A 19,092-nucleotide genomic window follows, 5' to 3' on the forward strand; every position below is an offset into this window, starting at 1 on the left:
CGGCCGCAGGAGAGGGGCGGACATGGGCTGGACGGTCCTCTACGTCGCGTTCGGCATCGTGGCGCTGTGGCTGCTCGGTGAGGTGCTGCTGCAGTACAAGGCGCGGCTGCGCTGGAGGGTGCTCGCGTTCTGCGGCTTCCTCGGCGTCGTCATAGGTGTGCTGCTGCCCTCCGTGGTGGTGATCGCGCTGGGCGCCATGGCGTTCGCGGTCGGCCAGACGTATGTGACGCTCTCCTTCCGGCGCGGCTTCTCCACCGGCTGGGCACTGGGCGGCAAGCCCGGTGCGAGCCGGCGGCGCAGGTCCGGCGCGGACCCGGAAGCGATACGCGAGCCCACGCTCGAGGTCACCGACCTCTCCTACGACACGGCGGAACCGGGCCCGGGGGCGGCCTCAGAGGGCCCCGCGGTCTACGAGCCGCAGCCGATGCCCGACGACACGGGGCAGTACGGCGTCTACACCGAGGACGCGTTCGCCTCCCGGCAGGGTGCGCAACAGCCCGGACACCAAGGTGCCCACGAGGCGCAGGACCCCTCCCACATCTCGTACGGCTTGGGTTACGGCGCCTACGACGCCTACGGCGACTACCCGCAGCAGCCCGCGGAGCAGCCGAGCTACGCCGCCCAGTACGACTACGGCGGCGGTCAGCAGTACGCCACCTACTCCGACCCTTACGGCGGGGGCCAGCAGTACAGCGCCTACGACGCGTACGGCGGCTACGGCGATCAGCAGCAGTACGCCGGCTACGGGCAGCAGGAGGGGTACAGCGAGACCCCGCCCGGCGGGGTCTGGGTGCCGCAGCAGCGCGAGGGCGACCAGGAGCAGCCTCCCGCCGACTACGACGCCGGCTACAACGAGCAGCAGTACCGCTACTGAGACCCGGCCGCCGACGGCGACCGCGCCCGTTCACCGGGAGCCGCGGAAGCCGGCACCCTCCACGATGAGTCCGGCCACCAGCGCGCCCGACATGCCCGCGTGCGCCAGCCCGCCGCCGGGATGCGCCCAGCCGCCCGCGAAGTACAGATCAGACAGCGGCCCGGCGTTCGGCGCCGGCAGGAACGCGCCTGCCCCGCCGGCGAGCGCCGGGGCAGGGACGGCGGCCCAGGCAGTGTCGCGGCGGGTGTCGTCCGGAGTGCGCACCTCGCGCCACAGGATCCGCTCCCGCAGGCCAGGCACCGCGGCCTCTGCCGCCTCCACCATCCGGTCCGCCACCGGCCCGGCGGCATCGGCCCATGCCTGCCCGCCGTGCAGCGCGGCCGACACGGTCGCCCTGAGCGTGACTGTCTCGTGGTCGTCGTCGGGCCGCAGCAGCGGGTCGCCGGGGCGCATGACGACCACCGTCGGACGCGGACCGGTCCTTCCGGCGTCGATCGCGTCCCACTCGGCCGCCGGGTCGGGGGCGTGCACCACGGTGTGGTGCACGGCGTCGTCCCGCCGGCCGCCGCGCAGCGCCAGATGGACCGTCACCCGCCCGGTCGTCGCCCCGGGCTGCCGGTGCGGCCGCTCCTCCCGGTGGTCCCGGGCCACGATGTTGTCCTCGAACAGGGAGGGCACCGGGGCTCCGGACACCACCATGTCCGCCTCGACCGGCCCGCCGTGCTCGAGCTCCAGACCCACTGCGCGGCCGTCCTTCTCCAGCACACCCGTCACGGTGGTTCCGAGGACGAACTCCACCTTCCTGGCCAGGCACCGCTCGTACACCGCGTCGGCGAGGGCACGCAGACCGCCCTTCACGTACCAGGAGCCGAAGGTCTGCTCCATGTACGGCAGCACCGCGGCCGCGGCGGGCGCGGTGCGCGGGTCCAGCCCGTACGCCATGGCATGGCTGCCGAGCAGCGCGGCGAGGCGCGGGTCGCGCAGCTCGCGGGTGCCGATCTCCCCGAGCGTGCGGGCGGACCGCCGCAACAGCCCCTGGCGCAGCGCCGGATAAGGGTCCCTCGCGAAAGGGGACGTGTCGGCTGGCAGCGGCTCCTCCAACAGCGGACGGCGCGCACGCTCCCAGGTGTCCCGGGCGCGGCCGAGGAACTCACCCCAGCGCTCGCCCGAGCCGGGCCCGAGCGCCGCCTCCAGTGCCGAAACGGTCCCCGCCCGCGACGCGTTGGGCAGGAGGAGGTCCGTGCCGTCGGCGAAGACGTGCCGGCTCGCCGGATCCACCTGTGTCAGCTCGACGCACTGCTCCAGCGGCTCCTTGCCGGTCTTGACGAACAGGTCCCGCCAGACCGCCGGGAGATGCAGCAGACCGGGGCCGGAGTCGAAGGCGAACCCGTCCCGTTCGAAGCGGCCCACCGAGCCACCGTGTGTCGAGAGGCGCTCGTACACCGTCACCCGGTGGCCTGCCGTGGCCAGCCGGGCAGCAGCCGCCATGGCGCCCATCCCGGCGCCGATCACCGCAATCCGTGCCATGTCCGTGACTTTATTACCCCGTGCCCACAGCGCCGGACCCGGGCGGTGTCACCACTCCGTGCCCGCCAGGCGTTTCTCCTCGCGCGCTGGGCTCTGCGCCGCAGGAAACGGCGGACCCTCGTGGCGAGGAGCAGCACCGTGACGATGCCGAGCACGAGGAGTGTGCCCGCGATCGCCGCGGCGGCGACGGGGTTGAAGACCGCGAAGGAGACGATCCCGGCCACCCCCAGGTCCTCCGCCAGGCTCACGCCGATGTTGCTGAACGGCTCGGGCGAGGTGTTGACGGCCATGCGGGTGCCCGCCTTGACCAGATGGCTGATCAGCGCGGTGGACCCGCCCACGGCACCCGCCGCGAGTTCGGGCAGCGAACCGCTCTCGCCCGCCAGCAACGCGGCGACCACCGCGCCGGCCACGGGCCGGATCACCGTGTGGACCGAGTCCCATATCGAGTCGACGTACGGGATCTTGTCCGCCACCGCCTCGCAGAGGAAGAGCACACCGGCGGCGATCAGGACATCGGTGCGCTGCAGCGACTCCGGCACCTCGTCGGAGATGCCGGTCGCGCCGAAGACGCCGAACAGCAGGACGACCGCATAGGCGTTGATGCCGCTGGCCCAGCCGCTGGTGAAGACGAGGGGGAGTACGGACACGGACGCGATCGTAACCAGGGCGGCCTGCCCGCGGATGGGGACGAGCACGGACGGCTGAGTATCCGTACCCAGGCGCCGAGATGAGTACCGGCGCGGATGGAGCCGGCCCTGCTCGGACGGAAGAGTGGGGACCACGGAAGGGGCGCGGCTCCGCACCGCCGGCACGGGGCGGCGGAACGGCGCGGCACCCCTGACGGAACGGGGGTTGACGAAGAGCCCATGACCACGGGGGACAACGGGGGACCGGGCTCTTCGGACCACGGGGGAAGCGGGGGGAACGGGGACCGGGAAACGCCGGTCGGGCTGGGATCCAGCCCGACCGGCGTTCCGTGGTGTCCGACCGTGTTCCGGTGTTCAGTCCCGGCGGCCGCTCACCCGGCCGTGCAGCAGAAGCGACAGCGCCCCGTGCACATCGTCCAGCGACCGCTCCCGCTGGAACGCCTGCCAGTCCAGTGCGGCCACCAGCACCATCCCGACCAGCGCGGCGGCCGTGAGCGGGATGTCGATCTCCTCGCTCAGTTCGCCCGCCTCCACACCGTCCCGCAGTACCGTCTCCACCACGGCCACCACCTGTTGGCGCACCACCATGAGCGTCGACTGCCAGGCGCGGTTGGTACGCCACAGCTCCGCGACGTACAGCTGGGTGAAGGCCGGATAGCGGTTGATGAAGACCAGACCTGCCCTGATCATCTCGTCCAGCGCCTCGACCTTGGTGCCGCCGCGCTCCGCCGCATGGTCGGCGGCCTCCTGCAGCGAGGCCGTGAGGAGACCGACGCCGAAGCGCAGCAGCTCCTCGAAGAGCTCGGTCTTGCTCTTGAAGTTGTAGTACACCGTGCCCTTGGCGACGCCGGCGCGCTCGGCGATCTCGTCGACCGTCGTGGCCGAGAAGCCCTGCTCCGCGATGAGCGTGACGGCCGCCTCGTACAACTTGGCGCGCGTCGCCCGGCGTCTGGTGCTGCTGCTGTCCATGACGTCGATTCTCACAGGTCCCGGCGCCGTCACAGACTCAGCTCCGGGTGGAGCCGGTCGAGTGTCCATACCTGTTTGCGCCGTGCGGACAGGGCCGTCAGTGCCAGCGCAGCCGCGGTGAAGGCGAGCAGCACCGCGCACGCCTGCCACACGGGGCCCGGGCCGCCGCCCGTGATGAGCCTGCGCAGCGCCTCGACGACGTAGGTCATCGGCAGGAACGGGTGGACGGCGTTGAAGAAGCCGGGGCTCGTCTGGACCGGATACGTGCCGCCCGCCGACGTCAGCTGGAGCATCAGGACGGCGAGGACCAGGATCCGGCCGGCGGCGCCGAAGCGGGCGTTGAGCCACTGGATGATCGCCGCGAAGCAGCAGGTGACGAGAGCGAGGAATCCGACGGTGCCGGCCGCGTTCGCCATCTCGAGCCCGAGGCCCCAGTGCAGGACGGACATCAGGGCCGCGACCTGGACCAGACCGATCGATGCCACCGGGAGCAGGCCGGCCAGTGCGATCCGCCATGCGGACGCCCCGGTGGCCAGGGCCCGGCGGTTGAGCGGCTGGATGATCATGTACGCCACCATCGAGCCCACCCAGAGGGACAGCGGGATGAAGTACGGGGCGAAACCCGTGCCGTAGTTGGGCGCCGAGTGCAGGGACCGGCCGGCCAACTGGACCGGGTCGGCCATCACCTCGGTACGGCGGTCGCGCTGCTTCTTGTCGTAGTCGGGGATCTTGTGGACGCCGTCGCCCAGCCCGGCCGCCAGCTCGGAGGAGCCATCGGCGAGCTTGAACAGCCCGCCGTCCAGCTCGCCGGCGCCCTTCTTGAGCTTTCCCACCCCCGCATCGAGGTCGGTGGAGCCAGCCTTGGCGGTGGTGAGGCCGGTGTGCAGCCGGTCCGCGCCCTTGGCGACCTTGTGGGCACCGGTATTGAGCTCGTTGATCTTGCCGACCGCGTACTGGAGGTCCTCGTCCAGCTTCGGGGCGCGCCCGGCGAGGGCGTCAGCCTTCTTCTCGAGGTCGGCGAGGTGCTTCCGCAGCGTCTTCAGGTCGCCGTTGCTGTTGCCGACCAGTGCGCTCAGGTCGTCCGCGATCCTGGCGACATCGGCCGCGGCCACCTTGGCGCGCTTCAGCTCGGGGCACGCCTTGGGGTCCGGGAGCACTGCCTCCTCGCACTGGGTGCGGTGGATCTCGCTCAGCGCGTCGGCCGACGTGTGGGCCACGAGGGCGGCGGCAGGGGCCCGTTCGACCAGGCGGTCCAGATTGTCCTGGACGGCACGGGAGGAGTCGGCCACCAGCCGGGCCGAGTCCCCGATCGACTTCCCGTTGTCCTTGAGGTACGGGCGCAGCCGTCCGGCGTATCCGTTGACCTTGTCCGCCAGCACCTGGGTGCCCTCTGCGACTTGGCGCGAGCCGGTCTCCAGCTCACCGGCGCCCTTGTGCAGCGTCTTGATGCCTCCGGCGAGCTTGCCGCTGCCCTCCTTGGCGTCCTTCAGGCCGTTCGCGAGGTTCTCCGAGCCCTTCTTGGCCTCACCCGCACCGCTCTTGAGCTTGTCGGCCCCCTTCGCCGCCTTCTCGGTCGCCTCGTGGATGTCGGAGAACGAGATGAAGATGCGGTCGAGGAACGACCGGGAGGTGTTGGTCGACGCGGCGGTGCGCACCTCGGAGAAGACGGTCCGTGAGATCTGCCCGACGATGTAGTTGTTCGCGTCGTTCGTGCGGACCTGGAGGGCGCCGGTCTCGGGGGAGTCGCCGGAACTTGAGGCGATGCGCCTGCTGAAGTCCACCGGCACGGTCAGCGAGAGGTAGTAGGTGCCGTCCTCGACGCCTTTGCGGGCCGCGGCGTCGCTGACCTCGTGCCACTCGAAGACATTGCTGTCCCGCAGGCGTTCGGTGATCTCGTCACCCGCGGCGATCTTCTTTCCGGATGCGGTGGCGCCCTTGTCGTCATTGACGAGGGCGACGGGAATCCTGTCGAGCTGGCCGTACGGATCCCAGAACGACCACAGGTACAGGGCGCCGTAGAGCAGCGGCAGCAGCAGCACGGCGACGATCGCGGCGGCCGGCAGCTTGCCCCGGCCGAAGCGCCTCAGCTCAAGCGCGGCCAGTTTCGGTGATCGCATCGGCCGGGCCCTCCTCGTCGGTGTCGGTCTCGGTGTCGGTGTCGGTGACGGCGTTGGGGTCGGTGCCGGCGTCCAGGTCGGTGTCCGGGTCGGGGTCCGTGGTGCCCGGGTCGTCGGCGTCGGCGTCGGTTCCGGTGTCGGGTGCCGTGGCGGCCCGGGTCGACACGAGGACGGCCTCGTCGGGGGCCTGGCTGCACACGGCGAGTACGGTCGTGCCGCCGTCGGCGATCGAGCGCAGCAGGGCCCAGGCCTCGGCGCGTTCGGTGTCGGAGAGTTTCAGGTCCGCGTCGTCGACCGCGAGCAGCCTTGGGCGGCCGATCAGCGCGAGGGCCACGGAGAGCCGCAGCTCCTCCAGCCGCTCGAGGTCGCGCACGGCCGTGCGTTCCTGCTTGGGCAGCGTCGAGAGATCGAGCCCGGCGGCCGCGAGAGCCTCCTCGACGCGCTCGCGTGCCGTGGCCGCCCTCTGAGCGCGCGGCCTCAGCAGGGCGCGCAGCGAGCCGTCGAAACGGCGCTGCAGCAGCGCCCGTTCGCGTAGATGCTCCGCCACGGTGAGCGCCGGATCGAGATCGCTGACCCCCGGTACCGGACCGAGCGCGCTGATCCGGCGCACCGCGGCGATTTTGCGCGGCAGCGGCAGCCCCGCGACCTCGGCGCTGCCCTCGGTGGCCCTCATCCGTCCGGAGAGCGCGAGCAGCAGGCAGGTACGCCCCGAGCCGGAGGGGCCCTCGATGGCGACGAGCGCGCCGGGTTCGGCCGCGACGTCCACCGAGCGGAACGCCCATCCGCGGGGGCCCTTCAGCCCGAAGCCCTCGGCGCTCACGGCCGCGCCGTGCGGGCCGTCCACATGCCCCACCCCGATCTCCATCCCGTCCCCGATTCCATTTTTGAACTGACCAGTCAGTTCAAAAACTACCTCCGAACTACGGGCCCACGCAAAGGCGCAGGTCACCGTGGATTGTCAGTGGGTCGCCCCACGATGGACACATGCGGCCACAGTGCCGTCACACGACGACAGGAGGCTCGTCATGGCCAGCTACCCAGCAGCCGCCGCACACCGGCGTCGCGCCACCGGCCCCGCCCCCTCATCGACCGGCCCGGCGCACGACGTCCACCCCGTCCTGCGCCGGGCCACCGCGCCGCCCGCCGCCCTCGACCTGCTCGCCCAGGCCCGCTCGGGACTCGACGAGGCGGCAGCCCTCGATCAGCCGAACGAGCGGTATGCCACGGCACATCTGGCCGCCCTGCGCACCGCCGCCGCGGTGCTGGCCGCCCGTGGCCGTCCCGAGACCGGCCCGCGCCGCAGACAGCGCATCCGCAGCGCCTGGGAGGTCCTGCCGGAGATAGCGCCGGAGCTGTCCGAATGGAGCCTGCTGTTCGCCTCCGGGGCCGACCGCCGGGCCCGTGCCGAGGCGGGCATACGGGGCGCGGCCAGTCAGCGCGACGCCGACGACCTGCTCAGGGACGCGGCCATGTTCCTGCGGCTCGTGGAGCGGCTGCTGGTACTGCAGCCGGTGCTGCCCCAGCCCGGGAGCCGGCACCGGGAGCAGACACCGTCGCCGGACGGACGGGGGGATGCCGCGGTGTGAGCGGGGGACGGACACCGGCACGGGCGCGGGACGTGCGGTGCGGGAGCCGCGGAGAGCAGCTGGACGAGACGGAGCGCCGGACGGGACGGCGGAGGCAATAGGGTGGACGCAGGCCAACCCAGCAACATCGCCCGAGGAGCCAACTGCCGTGTCGGAACCGTCCTCCGCCGGTGGGGAGACCCCACCGCGCCCCTCTCGCGCCTCCCTTCGCACCGCCGTGGTCTGGGAGGTCCTCCAGGACGCCCTCGACCGCCGGGTCAAGGCGACCGGGACGGAATGCCTGGACATCCTCGACACCGGCGGCGGCACCGGCAACTTCGCGGTGCCCGCCGCCCGGCTCGGCCATCGGGTCACCGTCGTCGACCCCAGCCCGAACGCCCTGTTCGCGCTCGAGCGCCGGGCCGCGGAGGCCGGGGTCGCCGACCGTGTGCGCGGCGTCCAGGGCGACATCCACGGCCTCTTCGACGTCGTCGAACGCGGCGGCTATGACGCAGTCCTGTGCCACGGGGTGCTGGAGTACGTCGACGACCCCGCCGAGGGCGTGCGCAACGCGGTGGCGGCGCTGCGCCCCGGCGGAGCGCTCAGCCTGCTCGCCGCCGGGCTCGGCGGCGCCGTCCTGGCCCGCGCCCTGGCAGGCCACTTCAACGAGGCCAGGCAGGCGCTGACCGACCCCGCCGGCCGCTGGGGCACGGGCGACCCGGTGCCCCGCCGCTTCACGGCCGAGCAGCTCACCGAGGCCGTCACCGCGGCCGGCGTGGAGGTCGGCGCGGTGCACGGCGTGCGGGTCTTCGCCGACCTCGTACCGGGCGTGCTGGTGGACACCGAACCCGGTGCCCTGGACGCGCTGCTGAGGCTGGAGGCGGCCGCCGCCGAACTGCCGGCCTTCCGCTCCGTCGCGACCCAGCTGCACGTCCTGGGCGAGAAGCGCGGCTGATCAGCGGCGCAGCCGCAGATGGAGTAGGCCACAGAGCCTCCGTCGGCGGCATTCGCACCGTATGATCGGGGGACACCATCCGGCATGACGGATCGGAGGTTGGGGAATCTACGCCTCAGCACCCCGATCGGGCATGGCGGCCCGGACTGGCGTTTGCGAGAGGGCGGGTTTCACGGGGGCGGATCCCTGCCTATCCTGAAAGGGCCGCAACCGGTCGTCCCCGCGACCGACGACGAGGAGGACTCCGTGCCGCTCTCGGAGCACGAGCAGCGAATGCTCGAGCAGATGGAGCGAGCGCTGTACGCCGAAGATCCCAAGTTCGCGACAGCGCTTGAGGGAAGCGGGCTGCGTACGTACACCCGGCGACGGGTCTACCAGGCAGTCGCAGGCTTCCTGGTGGGTATCGCGCTCCTCATGGCCGGAATGGTCGCCCAGCAGATCTGGATCAGTGTGGTGGGCTTCCTCGTGATGCTCGGCTGTGCGGTTCTCGCGGTCACGGGCTGGCGCAAAGCGCCCAAGCCAGGCGAACAACAGGCCTCCGGTGGGCAGGGACGTCGAAGGTCGCACCAGCACAGATCGATGATGAACCGGATCGAGGAGCGGTGGCAGCGACGCCGCGACGAACAGGGCGGTCAGGGCGGCCACTGAGCCGTTCGAAGCCACGACCCGGCAAGAACCCGACTATGCGTGAGGGGCGACGCTTTCGAGCGTCGCCCCTCACGCATAGTCGCGTTCACCAGTGGTCCCGGGCGGCTCTGACGCGTACTTCCGGAGGTGCTCCGGGGCCCTGGACCGCAGCGACGGCTCCCCGGCCGGGGCGCGCCCGGCCCAGGAGCCTTCCCGAGCGTGTCAGCCCCGCTGCCGCGACGGACGGCGCAGAGTCTGCGCCCAGCGGTCCAGCCGGAGCCGCCGCACGTTCCACCGGTCCGTGACGGCCGACCAGCGCTCCGTCAGGGCCCACACGAACCGGACCGAGGAGCGGGGCAGCAGAAGGGCCCGCATCCGGGTCCAGAAGCCCACACCGTCGATCAGCCCCGCCTGAATCCGCCGGGCGTCCTCCCGGAGACCTGTGCCGGAACGCGGTACGGGTGCGTAAAGGACCTGCTCCACGGAGCGGGCCATCCGGTGCACGGCCGCCGCCGGCTCGTCCTGCAGTTTGCCGAGCCGCACGATGCGCGCAGCCGCCTTGCGCGGCGTCAGCGAATCGTCGGGCAGGATGCCGACGTCCCACGCGGAGTCGGTGACCTCCTGCCACGCCGCCAGCGTCCGACCCGCCTCGGCCGCGGTGGTTCGCCCGGCGCCCGCCCCGTCGAGGTTCACGGCAGCGCTGCCGGGGGAGTCCGCGCCCGAAGGGGGCTGACCCGGCTCCTCCTTCGCCGGCCCGCGCACGGACCCGGCCAGGCGCCGGGTCCGGGTCACGACCCGCCACAGCAGCGGCACCGACAGCAGCAGCAGTCCCGCCGCGACGCCGAAGGCGGTCAGAAGTACCGTCCCCACCGAGGAGTCGTCGGCCTGCGGCGGCTGCACATCACGCGGCTCGGCCGCGCCGCACTGGCCCAGTTGCCTTTCCTGCCGGGGACAGGCGTCCTGCGGCCGCTCCGACTGCTCGGGTGCGACGGAAGCACCCGCCTCCGGCTGCGCCGGATCCGAGGGACCGCCGACGGGCGTCTGCTCCTGGGTGTACTCGGGCCTGAACCCACGGCTCGGTGTCGGTTCGAAACGGGTCCACCCCACGCCCTCGAAGTACAGCTCGGGCCAGGCATGGGCATCGCGCAGACCGACCGACACCGCGCCGTCCGACTGAGTGGCACCCGGCTGGAAGCCCACCGCAACCCGGGCCGGGATGCCCAGCGTGCGGGCCATCGCGGCCATCGAGAAGGAGAAGTGGACGCAGAAGCCCTCCTTCTGCTTCAGGAACCGGCTGATCGCGGTCACACCCGTGCCCGACCGGACGTCGGTGTTGTACGTGAAGCCGCCGTCGACCGAGAACCAGTCCTCGAGCTTCTTCGCCCGCTCGTAGTCGTTGGCGGCGCCCTTGGTCACCGTGAGCGCTGTCTGCCTGACGTCGTCCGGCAGCGCCTCGGGGACCCTGGTGTACTCGTGCAGCAGCGCCGCGGGCGCCGGGGACGCCGCGGCCAGCTGCTCCTGGGTCGGTTTCACGATCAGGCTGTTGACCGAGTACTGCACGCCGGCCGTGGTCTGGTCGCGGTCGCCGACCAGCGTCCGCCCCGCGGGCTCGTAGCGCCAGCGGCCGTCGATGGCCACCGTCGTCGCCGGATAGGGCATCGGCAGCCAGTTCTGTTTGTACGAACCGGCCGCGGACAAATTGGTCTTGACCTCGGTGACCTGGACCGCCGGGCTCAGCCCGGTCGGCTCCGGCAGCCGCTCCGGCACATTGGTGACCTTGCGCTCCGAGGACCGCCACGAGGTGCCGTCGAACCGGTCGAGAGCCAGAATCCGCAGATACATGTCCTGGTTGCCGGGCGCGTTGCTGCGGTACCGCAGCACCTCACGGTTCTGTGGCTGGTTCAGATTGTCCTGCAGCGATACCAGGGGGTTGACGGCCGAGATCGTGCCGCCACCGCCGCCGATCCCGCCACCTGGGCCGTTGCCCACGCCGCCGATCAGTCCGCCGTCCAGGGCGGGCAGCGCCGCCGGCACCACGAGGGCGACGCCGAGCGCGAGCACACCGATCCTGCGGCCGGCGCGCACCGGCGCCTGCGGCCGGCCTTCCGAACGGTCGAAGCCGCCCGCCGAACGCTTGCGGGCCGTCGTGGCCCCGCCGAACACCCGGCCCCACTGGGACAGCCGGTCACGGCCCTCCGCGAGCAGCAGCACCAGGTAGCCGGAGGCCGCCAGCAGGAACCACAGCCGGCTGGCGCCACCGCCGGACAGCCCGGCGGCCACCGAGTAGAGCGCCAGCAGCGGCAGACCGGCCGGGGCCGCGCTGCGGAAGGTCACCGCGAGCGCGTCGACCGCGAGACCGATCACCAGCACGCCGCCGACCACCATCAGTCTGATGCCGTCGGTCCCCGGGGCCGGGATCGCGTATCTGCCCACGTCGTCGGCGCCGGCCCGTAGCAGCTCGCCCAACCGGGCGACCGAGTCCGGTCCCGGCAGCACACCGAGGAACGCCTGACCGCGGGCGAAGACGAGGGTGAGCGCCAGCAGGGTGACCAGCGCCTGCACCGCCACGGTCAGCGGCCTGGCCAGCGGCACCCGCCTGGCGAGTGCGCCGACACCGGTCTGGATCGCCAGGAGGAACGCCGCCTGGAACATCCAGTTGGGAGGATCGACCAGCGGCAGCAGGGCTCCCGCTGCCATCAGCGTGGCAGCGAAGGCGCACACCGCAAGCCTTCCGCGACCGCTCATGACCAACCTCCCGAGAAACCGTACGCACCGGCGCCGGGTGACTCGGTGCCTTGCCGCGCCGCCTGCTCCCACAGATCCGCGAGCCGCGTGCCGGGCGCCACGGCGAGCGCGGTCCAGCCGGCCTCGCGCAGCTGCCGCAACCGCTCTTCGACCGGGGCGGGCACCGAGCCGCCGCTCAGCCACGTACCGCTGTCGAGTACGAAGGCGACCGCGGAACCGGTGCTCCGGCGCATCCGGGCCGCCAGAGCCGTCTGTTCGTCGTCGAGATCGCCGAGGAAGGCGATCAGCAGCCCTTCGTTCCCGCCGCGCAGCACGTCGTGCGAGCGGGACAGACCCGCTCCGTCGGAGTGGTCCACGACGGAGAGCGTGTCCATCATCAGCCCGGCGGACTCCGCGGACTCCTGCGAGGAACCGGCGAATCCCTCGGTGCCCTGGTCGGGCACGGAACTTCCGGTGTCCGTCAGTAGCCGCACGGTGAAGCCCTGCTCCATCAGGTGCATCAGGGCGGAGGCCGCGCCGGACACCGCCCACTCGAACGCCGAGTCGGGCCCCGCCCCTTGATAGGCCACCCGCCGGGTGTCCAGCAGCACGGTGCACCGGGGACGCTGCGGCTGCTCCTCGCGCCGCACCATCAGCTCCCCGTACCGCGCGGTGGAGCGCCAGTGCACCCGGCGCAGGTCGTCGCCGTAGCGGTAGGCGCGCGGGATGATGTCGTCGTCGCCGGCCAGGGCGAGTGAGCGCCGGCGGCCGTCGCCGTAGCCGGAGGCCTCACCGGCCAGCCGCACCGCGGGCAGGGACTCGGTGCGCGGCACGACGGTGAGGGTGTCGAACGCGCTGAAGGAGCGGGTGAGTTCGCACATGCCGAACGGGTCGGTGAGCCGCAGCTGGAGCGGCCCCAGCGGATAACGGCCCCGCAGATCCGAGCGGACCCGGTAGGAGACCTCGCGCCGCCCGCCCGCCTCGACCCGGTCGAGCACGAACCGGGGCCGCGGGCCCAGCACGTACGGCACGTGGTCCTGGAGCATCAGCAGCCCCGTCGGCATCCGCGAGACGTTGTCCATGCGCAGATGGACCCGTGCCTCCGAGCCGGAGGGCACCCGGCCGGGCGAGAGCCGCCGGCTGGCCGCGACCCGGTAGCGCGTCCGGTACAGCACGACCACGCAGATCAGCGGCAGCCCGGCGAGCAGCAGCCCGACCCGCAGCAGGTCGCTCTGGCCGAGGACATAGGCGCAGACCGCGGCCGCAACACCGGCGGCGAGGAACGAGCGGCCGCGGGTGGTGAGCCCGCCGAGCGCCGAGCGCAGCCCGCCGCCGTTCCTGCCTTCCGGACCCGGCGAGGCGGCGGGCCCTTCAGACGTCATCACAGCCGCCGGACGCCGGGCTGCTGGCCGTAGAGCGGCGGACGGTCCTGGCCGCCGCCGACGTACGAGCCGTCTGCGGTGCCGGTGGTGGGCACCGCCGTGCGCTGGACGATGTCGAGCACGACCTGCTCGGCGGTGCGGCGGTTCAGCTGGGCCTGCGCCGTGGGCAGCAGCCGGTGCGCGAGCACCTGCACGGCGAGCGCCTGCAGGTCGTCCGGCAGGGCGTAGTCGCGGCCGCTGAGGGCGGCGGACGCCTTCGCGGCACGCAGCAGATGCAGCGTGGCGCGCGGGGAGGCACCGAGTCTCAGGTCCGGGTGGCTGCGGGTCGCGGAGACGAGATCCACCGCGTAACGGCGGACGGACTCCGCGACGTGCACCGCGCGCACGGCCTCGATCAGCTTCACGATGTCGTGGGCGTGCGCCACGGGTTGAAGATCGTCCAGCGGGGAGACGCCGCCGTGGACGTCGAGCATCTGCAACTCGGCGGCGGCGCTGGGGTAGCCGATCGAGACGCGCGCCATGAAACGGTCGCGCTGCGCCTCGGGCAGCGGGTAGGTGCCCTCCATCTCCACCGGATTCTGGGTGGCCACCACCATGAAGGGGTTGGGCAGTTCGTAGCTGTGCCCGTCGATGGTGACCTGGCGCTCCTCCATCGACTCCAGGAGCGCCGACTGCGTCTTGGGCGACGCCCGGTTGATCTCGTCGCCGATCACGATCTGGGCGAAGATCGCGCCCGGTTTGAACTCGAACTCACGCTGCTGCTGGTCGAAGATCGACACACCGGTGACATCGGACGGCAGCAGGTCCGGCGTGAACTGGATACGCCGCACGGAACAGTCGATGGACCGCGCCAGCGCCTTGGCCAGCATCGTCTTGCCCACGCCGGGAACATCCTCGAGGAGAAGATGTCCCTCGGCGAGCAGCACGGTCAGCGAAAGCCGTACGACCTCTGGCTTGCCCTCGATCACGCTCTCGACCGACCTGCGGACACGATCCGCTGTGGTGGTCAGATCCGTGAGGCTCGCTCGATCGTCATAGGTCGTCACCCGGCCCTCCTCGGCCCTTTCATAGGGCCGGTGCACAACAGAGGCACGGCCCACCCCGGAACACGGGACACGTGCTTCCGGAAGGTCCGGAAGCACGTCCCACACGCATTCTTGTTCGCGTTCCCGCGTTGTGTCACTTGCCTGTGGACAACCGAGCGGGATATGTCGGGGTTGAGCCGTTTCATCAGGTGCCCAGCTCACCGAGCGGGGTCGATCTCCCTCAGCAGCCCCGTGGTGACGTCGAAGACGAAGCCGCGGACGTCGTCGGCGTGCAGCAGGAACGGCGAGGTGCGCACCCGCTGCATCGACTGCCGCACGTCCTGGTCGACGTCGCGGAACGCCTCGACCGCCCACGCGGGCCGCTGTCCGACCTCCTCCTCCAGTTCGATACGGAAATCCTCGGTGAGGCTCTCGAGGCCGCAGCCGGTGTGGTGCACGAGGATCACGCTGCGGGTGCCCAGTGCCCGCTGGCTGATGGTGAGGGAGCGGATCACGTCGTCGGTCACCACGCCGCCGGCGTTGCGGATCGTGTGGCAGTCACCCAGCTCGAGCCCCAGCGCCGCGTGCAGGTCGAGCCGGGCGTCCATGCAGGCCACCACGGCGACCTTGAGTACCGGGCGGGCGTCCATCCCAGGGTCCTGGAATTCTGCGGCGTACTGCCGGTTCGCTTCGACGAGACGATCAGTGACGGTGCCACCGGTGTGTACGGTCGCTGTGGCGGGCTGGTGCGCAGAAGTCGACATGCAACGAAGGTAACGGTCACCGATCGACCCGGCCCGGTGTGAGGGGGGACAAAAGAACGTCAACGACCCGTGCTGTGAGGTAACCCACAAGCCTGACACGGTGGTCCGTGCGACGCGCCAGCCGGTTGATTGACCGGCCGGACCAGTGCACTAAAGTGACGCGAAGTTCACGGACACCACCCACACAACCGGTGGTTTCCCGCACAATTCCCCGCGTGTGCGGCGTACGCACGGCCCGGCCATGACCCGCCCGCGCCGGATCTGAGAGGGCGCATGAGCCAGACCCGACACGTCCCGGTGATGCTCCAGCGGTGCCTGGACATGCTGGCCCCCGCGCTGCAGGAGCCGGGTGGGGTCGTCGTCGACTGCACCCTCGGCCTCGGCGGGCACAGCGAGGCCCTGCTCGAACGCTTCCCCGGGACACGGCTCGTCGGGCTCGACCGGGACAAGGAGGCGCTGCGCCTCTCCCGTGAGCGGCTCGCCCCGTTCGCCGAGCGGGCGACCCTGGTGCACGCCGTGTACGACGAGCTCCCCGAGGTCCTCGCCCGCCTCGGCATCCCCCGCGTCCAGGGGGTGCTGTTCGACCTCGGCGTCTCCTCCATGCAGCTCGACGAGGCCGACCGGGGTTTCGCCTATGCCCAGGACGCCCCGCTCGACATGCGCATGGACCAGACCACCGGCGTCAGCGCCGCCGAGGTCCTCAACACCTACCCCGCCGGCGAACTCGTGCGGATCCTGCGCGCGTACGGCGAGGAGAAGCAGGCCAAGCGGATCGTGTCCGCCATCGTGCGGGAGCGCGACAAGGAGCCCTTCACCAACAGTGCCCGGCTCGTCGAGGTCATCCGTGACGCACTGCCCCAGGCCGCCAAACGGACCGGCGGGAACCCGGCCAAGCGCACCTTCCAGGCCCTGCGCATCGAGGTGAACGGCGAGCTGTCCGTGCTCGAGCGGGCCGTTCCCGCCGCGGTCTCGGCGCTCGCCGTCGGCGGGCGGATCGCCGTCCTGTCCTACCACTCCCTCGAGGACCGGCTGGTCAAGCACGTGTTCGCGGCCGGTGCCGCGAACACCGCCCCGCCCGGACTGCCCGTCGTCCCCGAGCAGTACCAGCCCAGGCTGAAACTGCTGACCCGTGGAGCGGAGCTGCCCACCGAGGAAGAGGTCGCGCAGAACCGCCGCGCGGCTCCGGCGCGTCTGAGGGGGGCTCAGCGCATCCGGGAGGACGTGGCGTGACCGCAGCGGGCCAGGAGAGGCGCACGGCCGACGGAGCAGTGAAGGGAAGGACACCTTGAGCACACCGGCCAAGCAGCTGAAGGGAAGGGCCGCGCAACTCGCGCGGCTGATGCCGTCGGGCCCGAGCACCGCGGCCCGCGCACCCTTCGTCCTGCTGGTCGTGCTCATCCTGTCCGGCGGGCTGATCACGCTTCTGCTGCTGAACTCCTCGCTCAGCCAGGGCTCATTCGAGCTCAGCGAGCTCAAGAGGAAGACCACCGAGCTCACCGACGAGCAGCAGGCGCTGCAGCGGGACGTGGACCGTCACTCGGCCCCCGACGCCCTGGAACGGCGCGCCCGCGAACTCGGCATGGTGCCCGGCGGCGGCCCCGCCTTCCTCGGCCCGGACGGCAAGGTGCTCGGTGTACCGCAGAAGGCGACCGCGGAGCCCCTTCCGCCCGCGCCGGAGCCGTCGCAGACGGCGACCACCGAGCCCTCCACCTCGCCGGACGCCTCCGCCCCGCCGGACGCCTCCGCCCCGCCGGACGCCTCCGCCTCGCCGTCCGCCTCCCTCGGGCCGGACGCAGCCGTCACCGCGCGGACGCAGGGGTACTCCGGACCGCCCGCCGCGCCCGAGGCCCCCGGTCCCCCACCCTCCTCCCGTACGTCCCCGCAGCCGAACCCGACGATCCCCGGCAGGTGACGCAGTGCCCCCCAAGGAACCACCGCGGCGCCGTGTGCCAGGCCCGGCACGACGGCCCTCCGCGCAGTCCCCCCAGCGCTCCGTACAGCGGTCCGGGCAGCGCCCCGCCGCCCGCAGGCCGGCACGCGACGCCCGGCGCCCGGCGCCCCGTCGCGTCCGGCTCGGCAGCCCGCGCCCCAGGCTGAGGCTGGTCAGCCTCGGCCTCACCCTGGTCATGCTCGCGTTCGTGGTCCGGCTGCTTCAGGTGCAGGCCGTCGACGCGAGCGCCTATGCGGCCAAGGCGGAGAAGAACCGCTACCTCAGCCACACGCTCGCCGCCGAACGCGGCGAGATCACCGACCGCGCCGGGATCGCGCTGGCCACCAGCGTCGACGCCCACGACATCACGGCCGACCCGAAGATGTTCACGCCGAACGAGAGCAAGTCGCCCAACGCGCCGGAACAGGCCGCGCAGCTGCTCGCCCCCATCCTGGGCAAGGAGCCCGCCGAGCTCGCCAAGAAGCTCAAGAAGCCCGGCTCCCGCTACGCCGTGCTGGCCCGCCGCCAGACCCCGCAGGTGTGGAACCAGATCAAGGACCTCAAGGGCGTCTACGCGGAGAAGGCCGCCGCCGACAAACGCAGGGGCGGCCCCGGGGCCAACGTACTGGCCGGTGTCTTCCAGGAACCCAGCAGCAAGCGCGTCTACCCCAACGGCGATCTCGCCGCCGGGATACTGGGCTTCGTCAACGCGGCCAACCGCGGCGGCGCCGGCATCGAGTCCATGCTCGACGAGACGCTCGCCGGCAAGGACGGCACGATCACCTACGCCCAGTCCGGCGGCCGCCGCGTGCCCACCGCCACCTCCCGCGAGGTGCCCGCCGTCCCCGGCTCCGACGTCGAGCTCACCATCGACCGCGACATCCAGTGGGCCGCTCAGCAGGCCATGGAGGAGCAGGTCCAGAAGTCGAAGGCCGACCGCGGTTACGTCATCGTGCAGAACACCCGCACCGGCGAGATCCTCGCCATGGCCAACGCCCCCGGCTACGACCCGGGCGACCTCGGCACCATCACCCCCGGCACGCTCGGCAACGCCGCGCTGCAGGACGCGTTCGAACCCGGATCCACCGCCAAGGTGATGTCCATGGCCGCCGTGCTCGAGGAGAAGAAGGCCACCCCCGGCACCCATGTCGTCGTCCCCAACCGGCTCCACCGCGGCGACCGGCTCTTCAAGGACGACATCGACCACCCCACCTGGTACCTCACCCTCAACGGCGTCCTCGCCAAGTCCAGCAACATCGGCACGATCCTGGCCACCGGTCAGCTCGGGAAGACCCAGCCGGAGGCCAACCGGGTGCTCCACTCCTATCTGCGCAAGTTCGGCATGGGCAGCCCGACCGGACTCGGCTACCCGGGCGAGACCCCGGGCATCCTCGCGCAGCCGCACGACTGGTCCACCTCGCAGCAGTACACGATCCCCTTCGGCCAGGGCCTGTCGATCAACGCCATGCAGGCGGCCTCCGTGTACTCGACCATCGCCAACGGCGGCGTACGCATCGAACCCACACTGGTCCGCGGCACCAGGGGCCCGGACGGGCGTTTCACCCCTGCAGAGGAGCCGGAGAAGACCCGGGTCGTCGGCGAGAAGACCGCCCGGACCCTCGCCACCATGCTCGAGTCGGTCGTCGACGACGAGGAGGGCACCGGAACCAAGGCCCGCATTCCCGGCTACCGCGTCGCGGGCAAGACCGGAACGGCCAACCGCGTAGACCCCGAACTGGGCGTCTACAAGGGCTACACCGCCTCCTTCGCCGGCTTCGCACCGGCCGACGACCCGCAGATCACCGTCTACTGCGCCATCCAGAACCCCACCAGGGGCAGCTACTTCGGCGGACAGATCTGCGGACCCATCTACCAAAAGGTCATGGCGTTCGCGCTCAAGACCCTGCAGGTCGCCCCGACCGGCAAGGGCCCCGCCAAACTGCCCGTGACCTTCGAACCCGGCGAGTGACCGGAGGTACCACC

At 71.8% G+C, this 19,092-nt stretch carries 15 protein-coding genes and 1 pseudogene; 7 read left to right on the top strand and 9 right to left on the bottom strand.

Going from position 1 to position 19,092, the window contains the following annotated elements; genetic code table 11:
* Window positions 1–22: 22 nt before the first annotated feature.
* Window positions 23–874: a hypothetical protein gene (locus IE198_RS07805; protein WP_189884123.1), complete on the top strand. Its 852-nt coding sequence runs from the start codon at window positions 23–25 to the stop codon at window positions 872–874.
* Window positions 875–904: 30 nt separating this feature from the next.
* On the opposite strand, the gene IE198_RS07810 is transcribed toward IE198_RS07805, so the two are convergent.
* The 5 genes and pseudogenes from IE198_RS07810 to IE198_RS07830 form a co-directional block, all read right to left on the bottom strand.
* Entirely contained in the window at window positions 905–2,401 is a 1,497-nt protein-coding gene (locus IE198_RS07810) for a phytoene desaturase family protein (RefSeq protein WP_189884125.1), read from the bottom strand.
* Window positions 2,402–2,449: 48 nt separating this feature from the next.
* Window positions 2,450–3,051: pseudogene (locus IE198_RS07815) on the bottom strand (DUF4126 domain-containing protein).
* A 354-nt stretch (window positions 3,052–3,405) separates the two neighbouring features.
* Window positions 3,406–4,020 (bottom strand): TetR/AcrR family transcriptional regulator, encoded by a 615-nt coding sequence (locus tag IE198_RS07820; protein ID WP_189884129.1) that lies wholly within the window; start codon window positions 4,018–4,020, stop codon window positions 3,406–3,408.
* A gap of 29 nt (window positions 4,021–4,049) precedes the next feature.
* Window positions 4,050–6,137, bottom strand: coding sequence for a YhgE/Pip family protein (locus tag IE198_RS07825; RefSeq protein ID WP_189884131.1), 2,088 nt, complete (start codon window positions 6,135–6,137; stop codon window positions 4,050–4,052).
* On the bottom strand, window positions 6,109–6,981 hold the full coding sequence (locus IE198_RS07830) for an ATP-binding cassette domain-containing protein (RefSeq protein ID WP_189884397.1): 873 nt from the start codon (window positions 6,979–6,981) through the stop codon (window positions 6,109–6,111). Before IE198_RS07830 ends, IE198_RS07825 begins: the two co-directional genes overlap by 29 nt.
* Before the next feature lie 181 nt (window positions 6,982–7,162).
* Between IE198_RS07830 and IE198_RS07835 the strand changes: the two genes are divergently transcribed.
* The 3 genes from IE198_RS07835 to IE198_RS07845 all read left to right on the top strand — a co-directional run bounded on the left by IE198_RS07835 (window position 7,163) and on the right by IE198_RS07845 (window position 9,305).
* The gene (locus tag IE198_RS07835) at window positions 7,163–7,723 is read left to right on the top strand and encodes an SAV_6107 family HEPN domain-containing protein (RefSeq protein WP_189884133.1); all 561 of its coding nucleotides are present in this window, start codon (window positions 7,163–7,165) and stop codon (window positions 7,721–7,723) included.
* A gap of 217 nt (window positions 7,724–7,940) precedes the next feature.
* A complete protein-coding gene (locus IE198_RS07840) occupies window positions 7,941–8,657 on the top strand; it encodes a class I SAM-dependent methyltransferase (protein ID WP_189884399.1) in 717 nt (238 codons plus the stop codon).
* A 246-nt stretch (window positions 8,658–8,903) separates the two neighbouring features.
* The gene (locus IE198_RS07845) at window positions 8,904–9,305 is read left to right on the top strand and encodes an SCO2097 family morphological protein (RefSeq protein WP_100106702.1); all 402 of its coding nucleotides are present in this window, start codon (window positions 8,904–8,906) and stop codon (window positions 9,303–9,305) included.
* Between the two features lie 201 nt (window positions 9,306–9,506).
* Here the strand turns inward: IE198_RS07845 and IE198_RS07850 are convergent, their stop codons facing one another.
* From IE198_RS07850 to IE198_RS07865, 4 genes are all read right to left on the bottom strand, one after another.
* A complete protein-coding gene (locus IE198_RS07850; protein WP_189884135.1) occupies window positions 9,507–12,029 on the bottom strand; it encodes a transglutaminase TgpA family protein in 2,523 nt (840 codons plus the stop codon).
* The gene (locus IE198_RS07855) at window positions 12,026–13,390 is read right to left on the bottom strand and encodes a DUF58 domain-containing protein (RefSeq protein ID WP_189884137.1); all 1,365 of its coding nucleotides are present in this window, start codon (window positions 13,388–13,390) and stop codon (window positions 12,026–12,028) included. Before IE198_RS07855 ends, IE198_RS07850 begins: the two co-directional genes overlap by 4 nt.
* Window positions 13,390–14,436: an AAA family ATPase gene (locus IE198_RS07860; protein ID WP_189884139.1), complete on the bottom strand. Its 1,047-nt coding sequence runs from the start codon at window positions 14,434–14,436 to the stop codon at window positions 13,390–13,392. Before IE198_RS07860 ends, IE198_RS07855 begins: the two co-directional genes overlap by 1 nt.
* Before the next feature lie 197 nt (window positions 14,437–14,633).
* Window positions 14,634–15,179 carry a beta-class carbonic anhydrase gene (locus tag IE198_RS07865; RefSeq protein WP_189884141.1) on the bottom strand — a complete coding sequence of 182 codons (546 nt, stop codon included), beginning with the start codon at window positions 15,177–15,179 and terminating at the stop codon, window positions 14,634–14,636.
* Window positions 15,180–15,452: 273 nt separating this feature from the next.
* Between IE198_RS07865 and rsmH the strand changes: the two genes are divergently transcribed.
* Genes rsmH through IE198_RS07880 form a run of 3 tightly spaced genes read left to right on the top strand, consistent with a single transcriptional unit; the run spans window position 15,453 to window position 19,078 of the window.
* On the top strand, window positions 15,453–16,409 hold the full coding sequence (gene rsmH, locus IE198_RS07870) for a 16S rRNA (cytosine(1402)-N(4))-methyltransferase RsmH (RefSeq protein WP_189884143.1): 957 nt from the start codon (window positions 15,453–15,455) through the stop codon (window positions 16,407–16,409).
* A gap of 55 nt (window positions 16,410–16,464) precedes the next feature.
* Window positions 16,465–17,091, top strand: a complete 627-nt coding sequence (ftsL, locus tag IE198_RS07875) for a cell division protein FtsL (RefSeq protein WP_189884145.1) — start codon at window positions 16,465–16,467, stop codon at window positions 17,089–17,091.
* Window positions 17,092–17,095: 4 nt separating this feature from the next.
* On the top strand, window positions 17,096–19,078 hold the full coding sequence (locus IE198_RS07880) for a peptidoglycan D,D-transpeptidase FtsI family protein (RefSeq protein ID WP_189884147.1): 1,983 nt from the start codon (window positions 17,096–17,098) through the stop codon (window positions 19,076–19,078).
* Window positions 19,079–19,092: the final 14 nt, after the last annotated feature.

The organism is Streptomyces xantholiticus (genome assembly GCF_014651015.1).
Classification (GTDB): Bacteria; Actinomycetota; Actinomycetes; order Streptomycetales; family Streptomycetaceae; genus Streptomyces; species Streptomyces xantholiticus.

Bases quoted from the DNA above. Each gene is read 5' to 3' on its own strand.
- IE198_RS07805 (WP_189884123.1), top strand. From the start codon at position 23: ATGGGCTGGACGGTCCTCTACGTCGCGTTCGGCATCGTGGCGCTGTGG.
- IE198_RS07810 (WP_189884125.1), bottom strand. From the start codon at position 2,401: ATGGCACGGATTGCGGTGATCGGCGCCGGGATGGGCGCCATGGCGGCT.
- IE198_RS07820 (WP_189884129.1), bottom strand. From the start codon at position 4,020: ATGGACAGCAGCAGCACCAGACGCCGGGCGACGCGCGCCAAGTTGTAC.
- IE198_RS07825 (WP_189884131.1), bottom strand. From the start codon at position 6,137: ATGCGATCACCGAAACTGGCCGCGCTTGAGCTGAGGCGCTTCGGCCGG.
- IE198_RS07835 (WP_189884133.1), top strand. From the start codon at position 7,163: ATGGCCAGCTACCCAGCAGCCGCCGCACACCGGCGTCGCGCCACCGGC.
- IE198_RS07850 (WP_189884135.1), bottom strand. From the start codon at position 12,029: ATGAGCGGTCGCGGAAGGCTTGCGGTGTGCGCCTTCGCTGCCACGCTG.
- IE198_RS07855 (WP_189884137.1), bottom strand. From the start codon at position 13,390: ATGACGTCTGAAGGGCCCGCCGCCTCGCCGGGTCCGGAAGGCAGGAAC.
- IE198_RS07865 (WP_189884141.1), bottom strand. From the start codon at position 15,179: ATGTCGACTTCTGCGCACCAGCCCGCCACAGCGACCGTACACACCGGT.
- rsmH (WP_189884143.1), top strand. From the start codon at position 15,453: ATGAGCCAGACCCGACACGTCCCGGTGATGCTCCAGCGGTGCCTGGAC.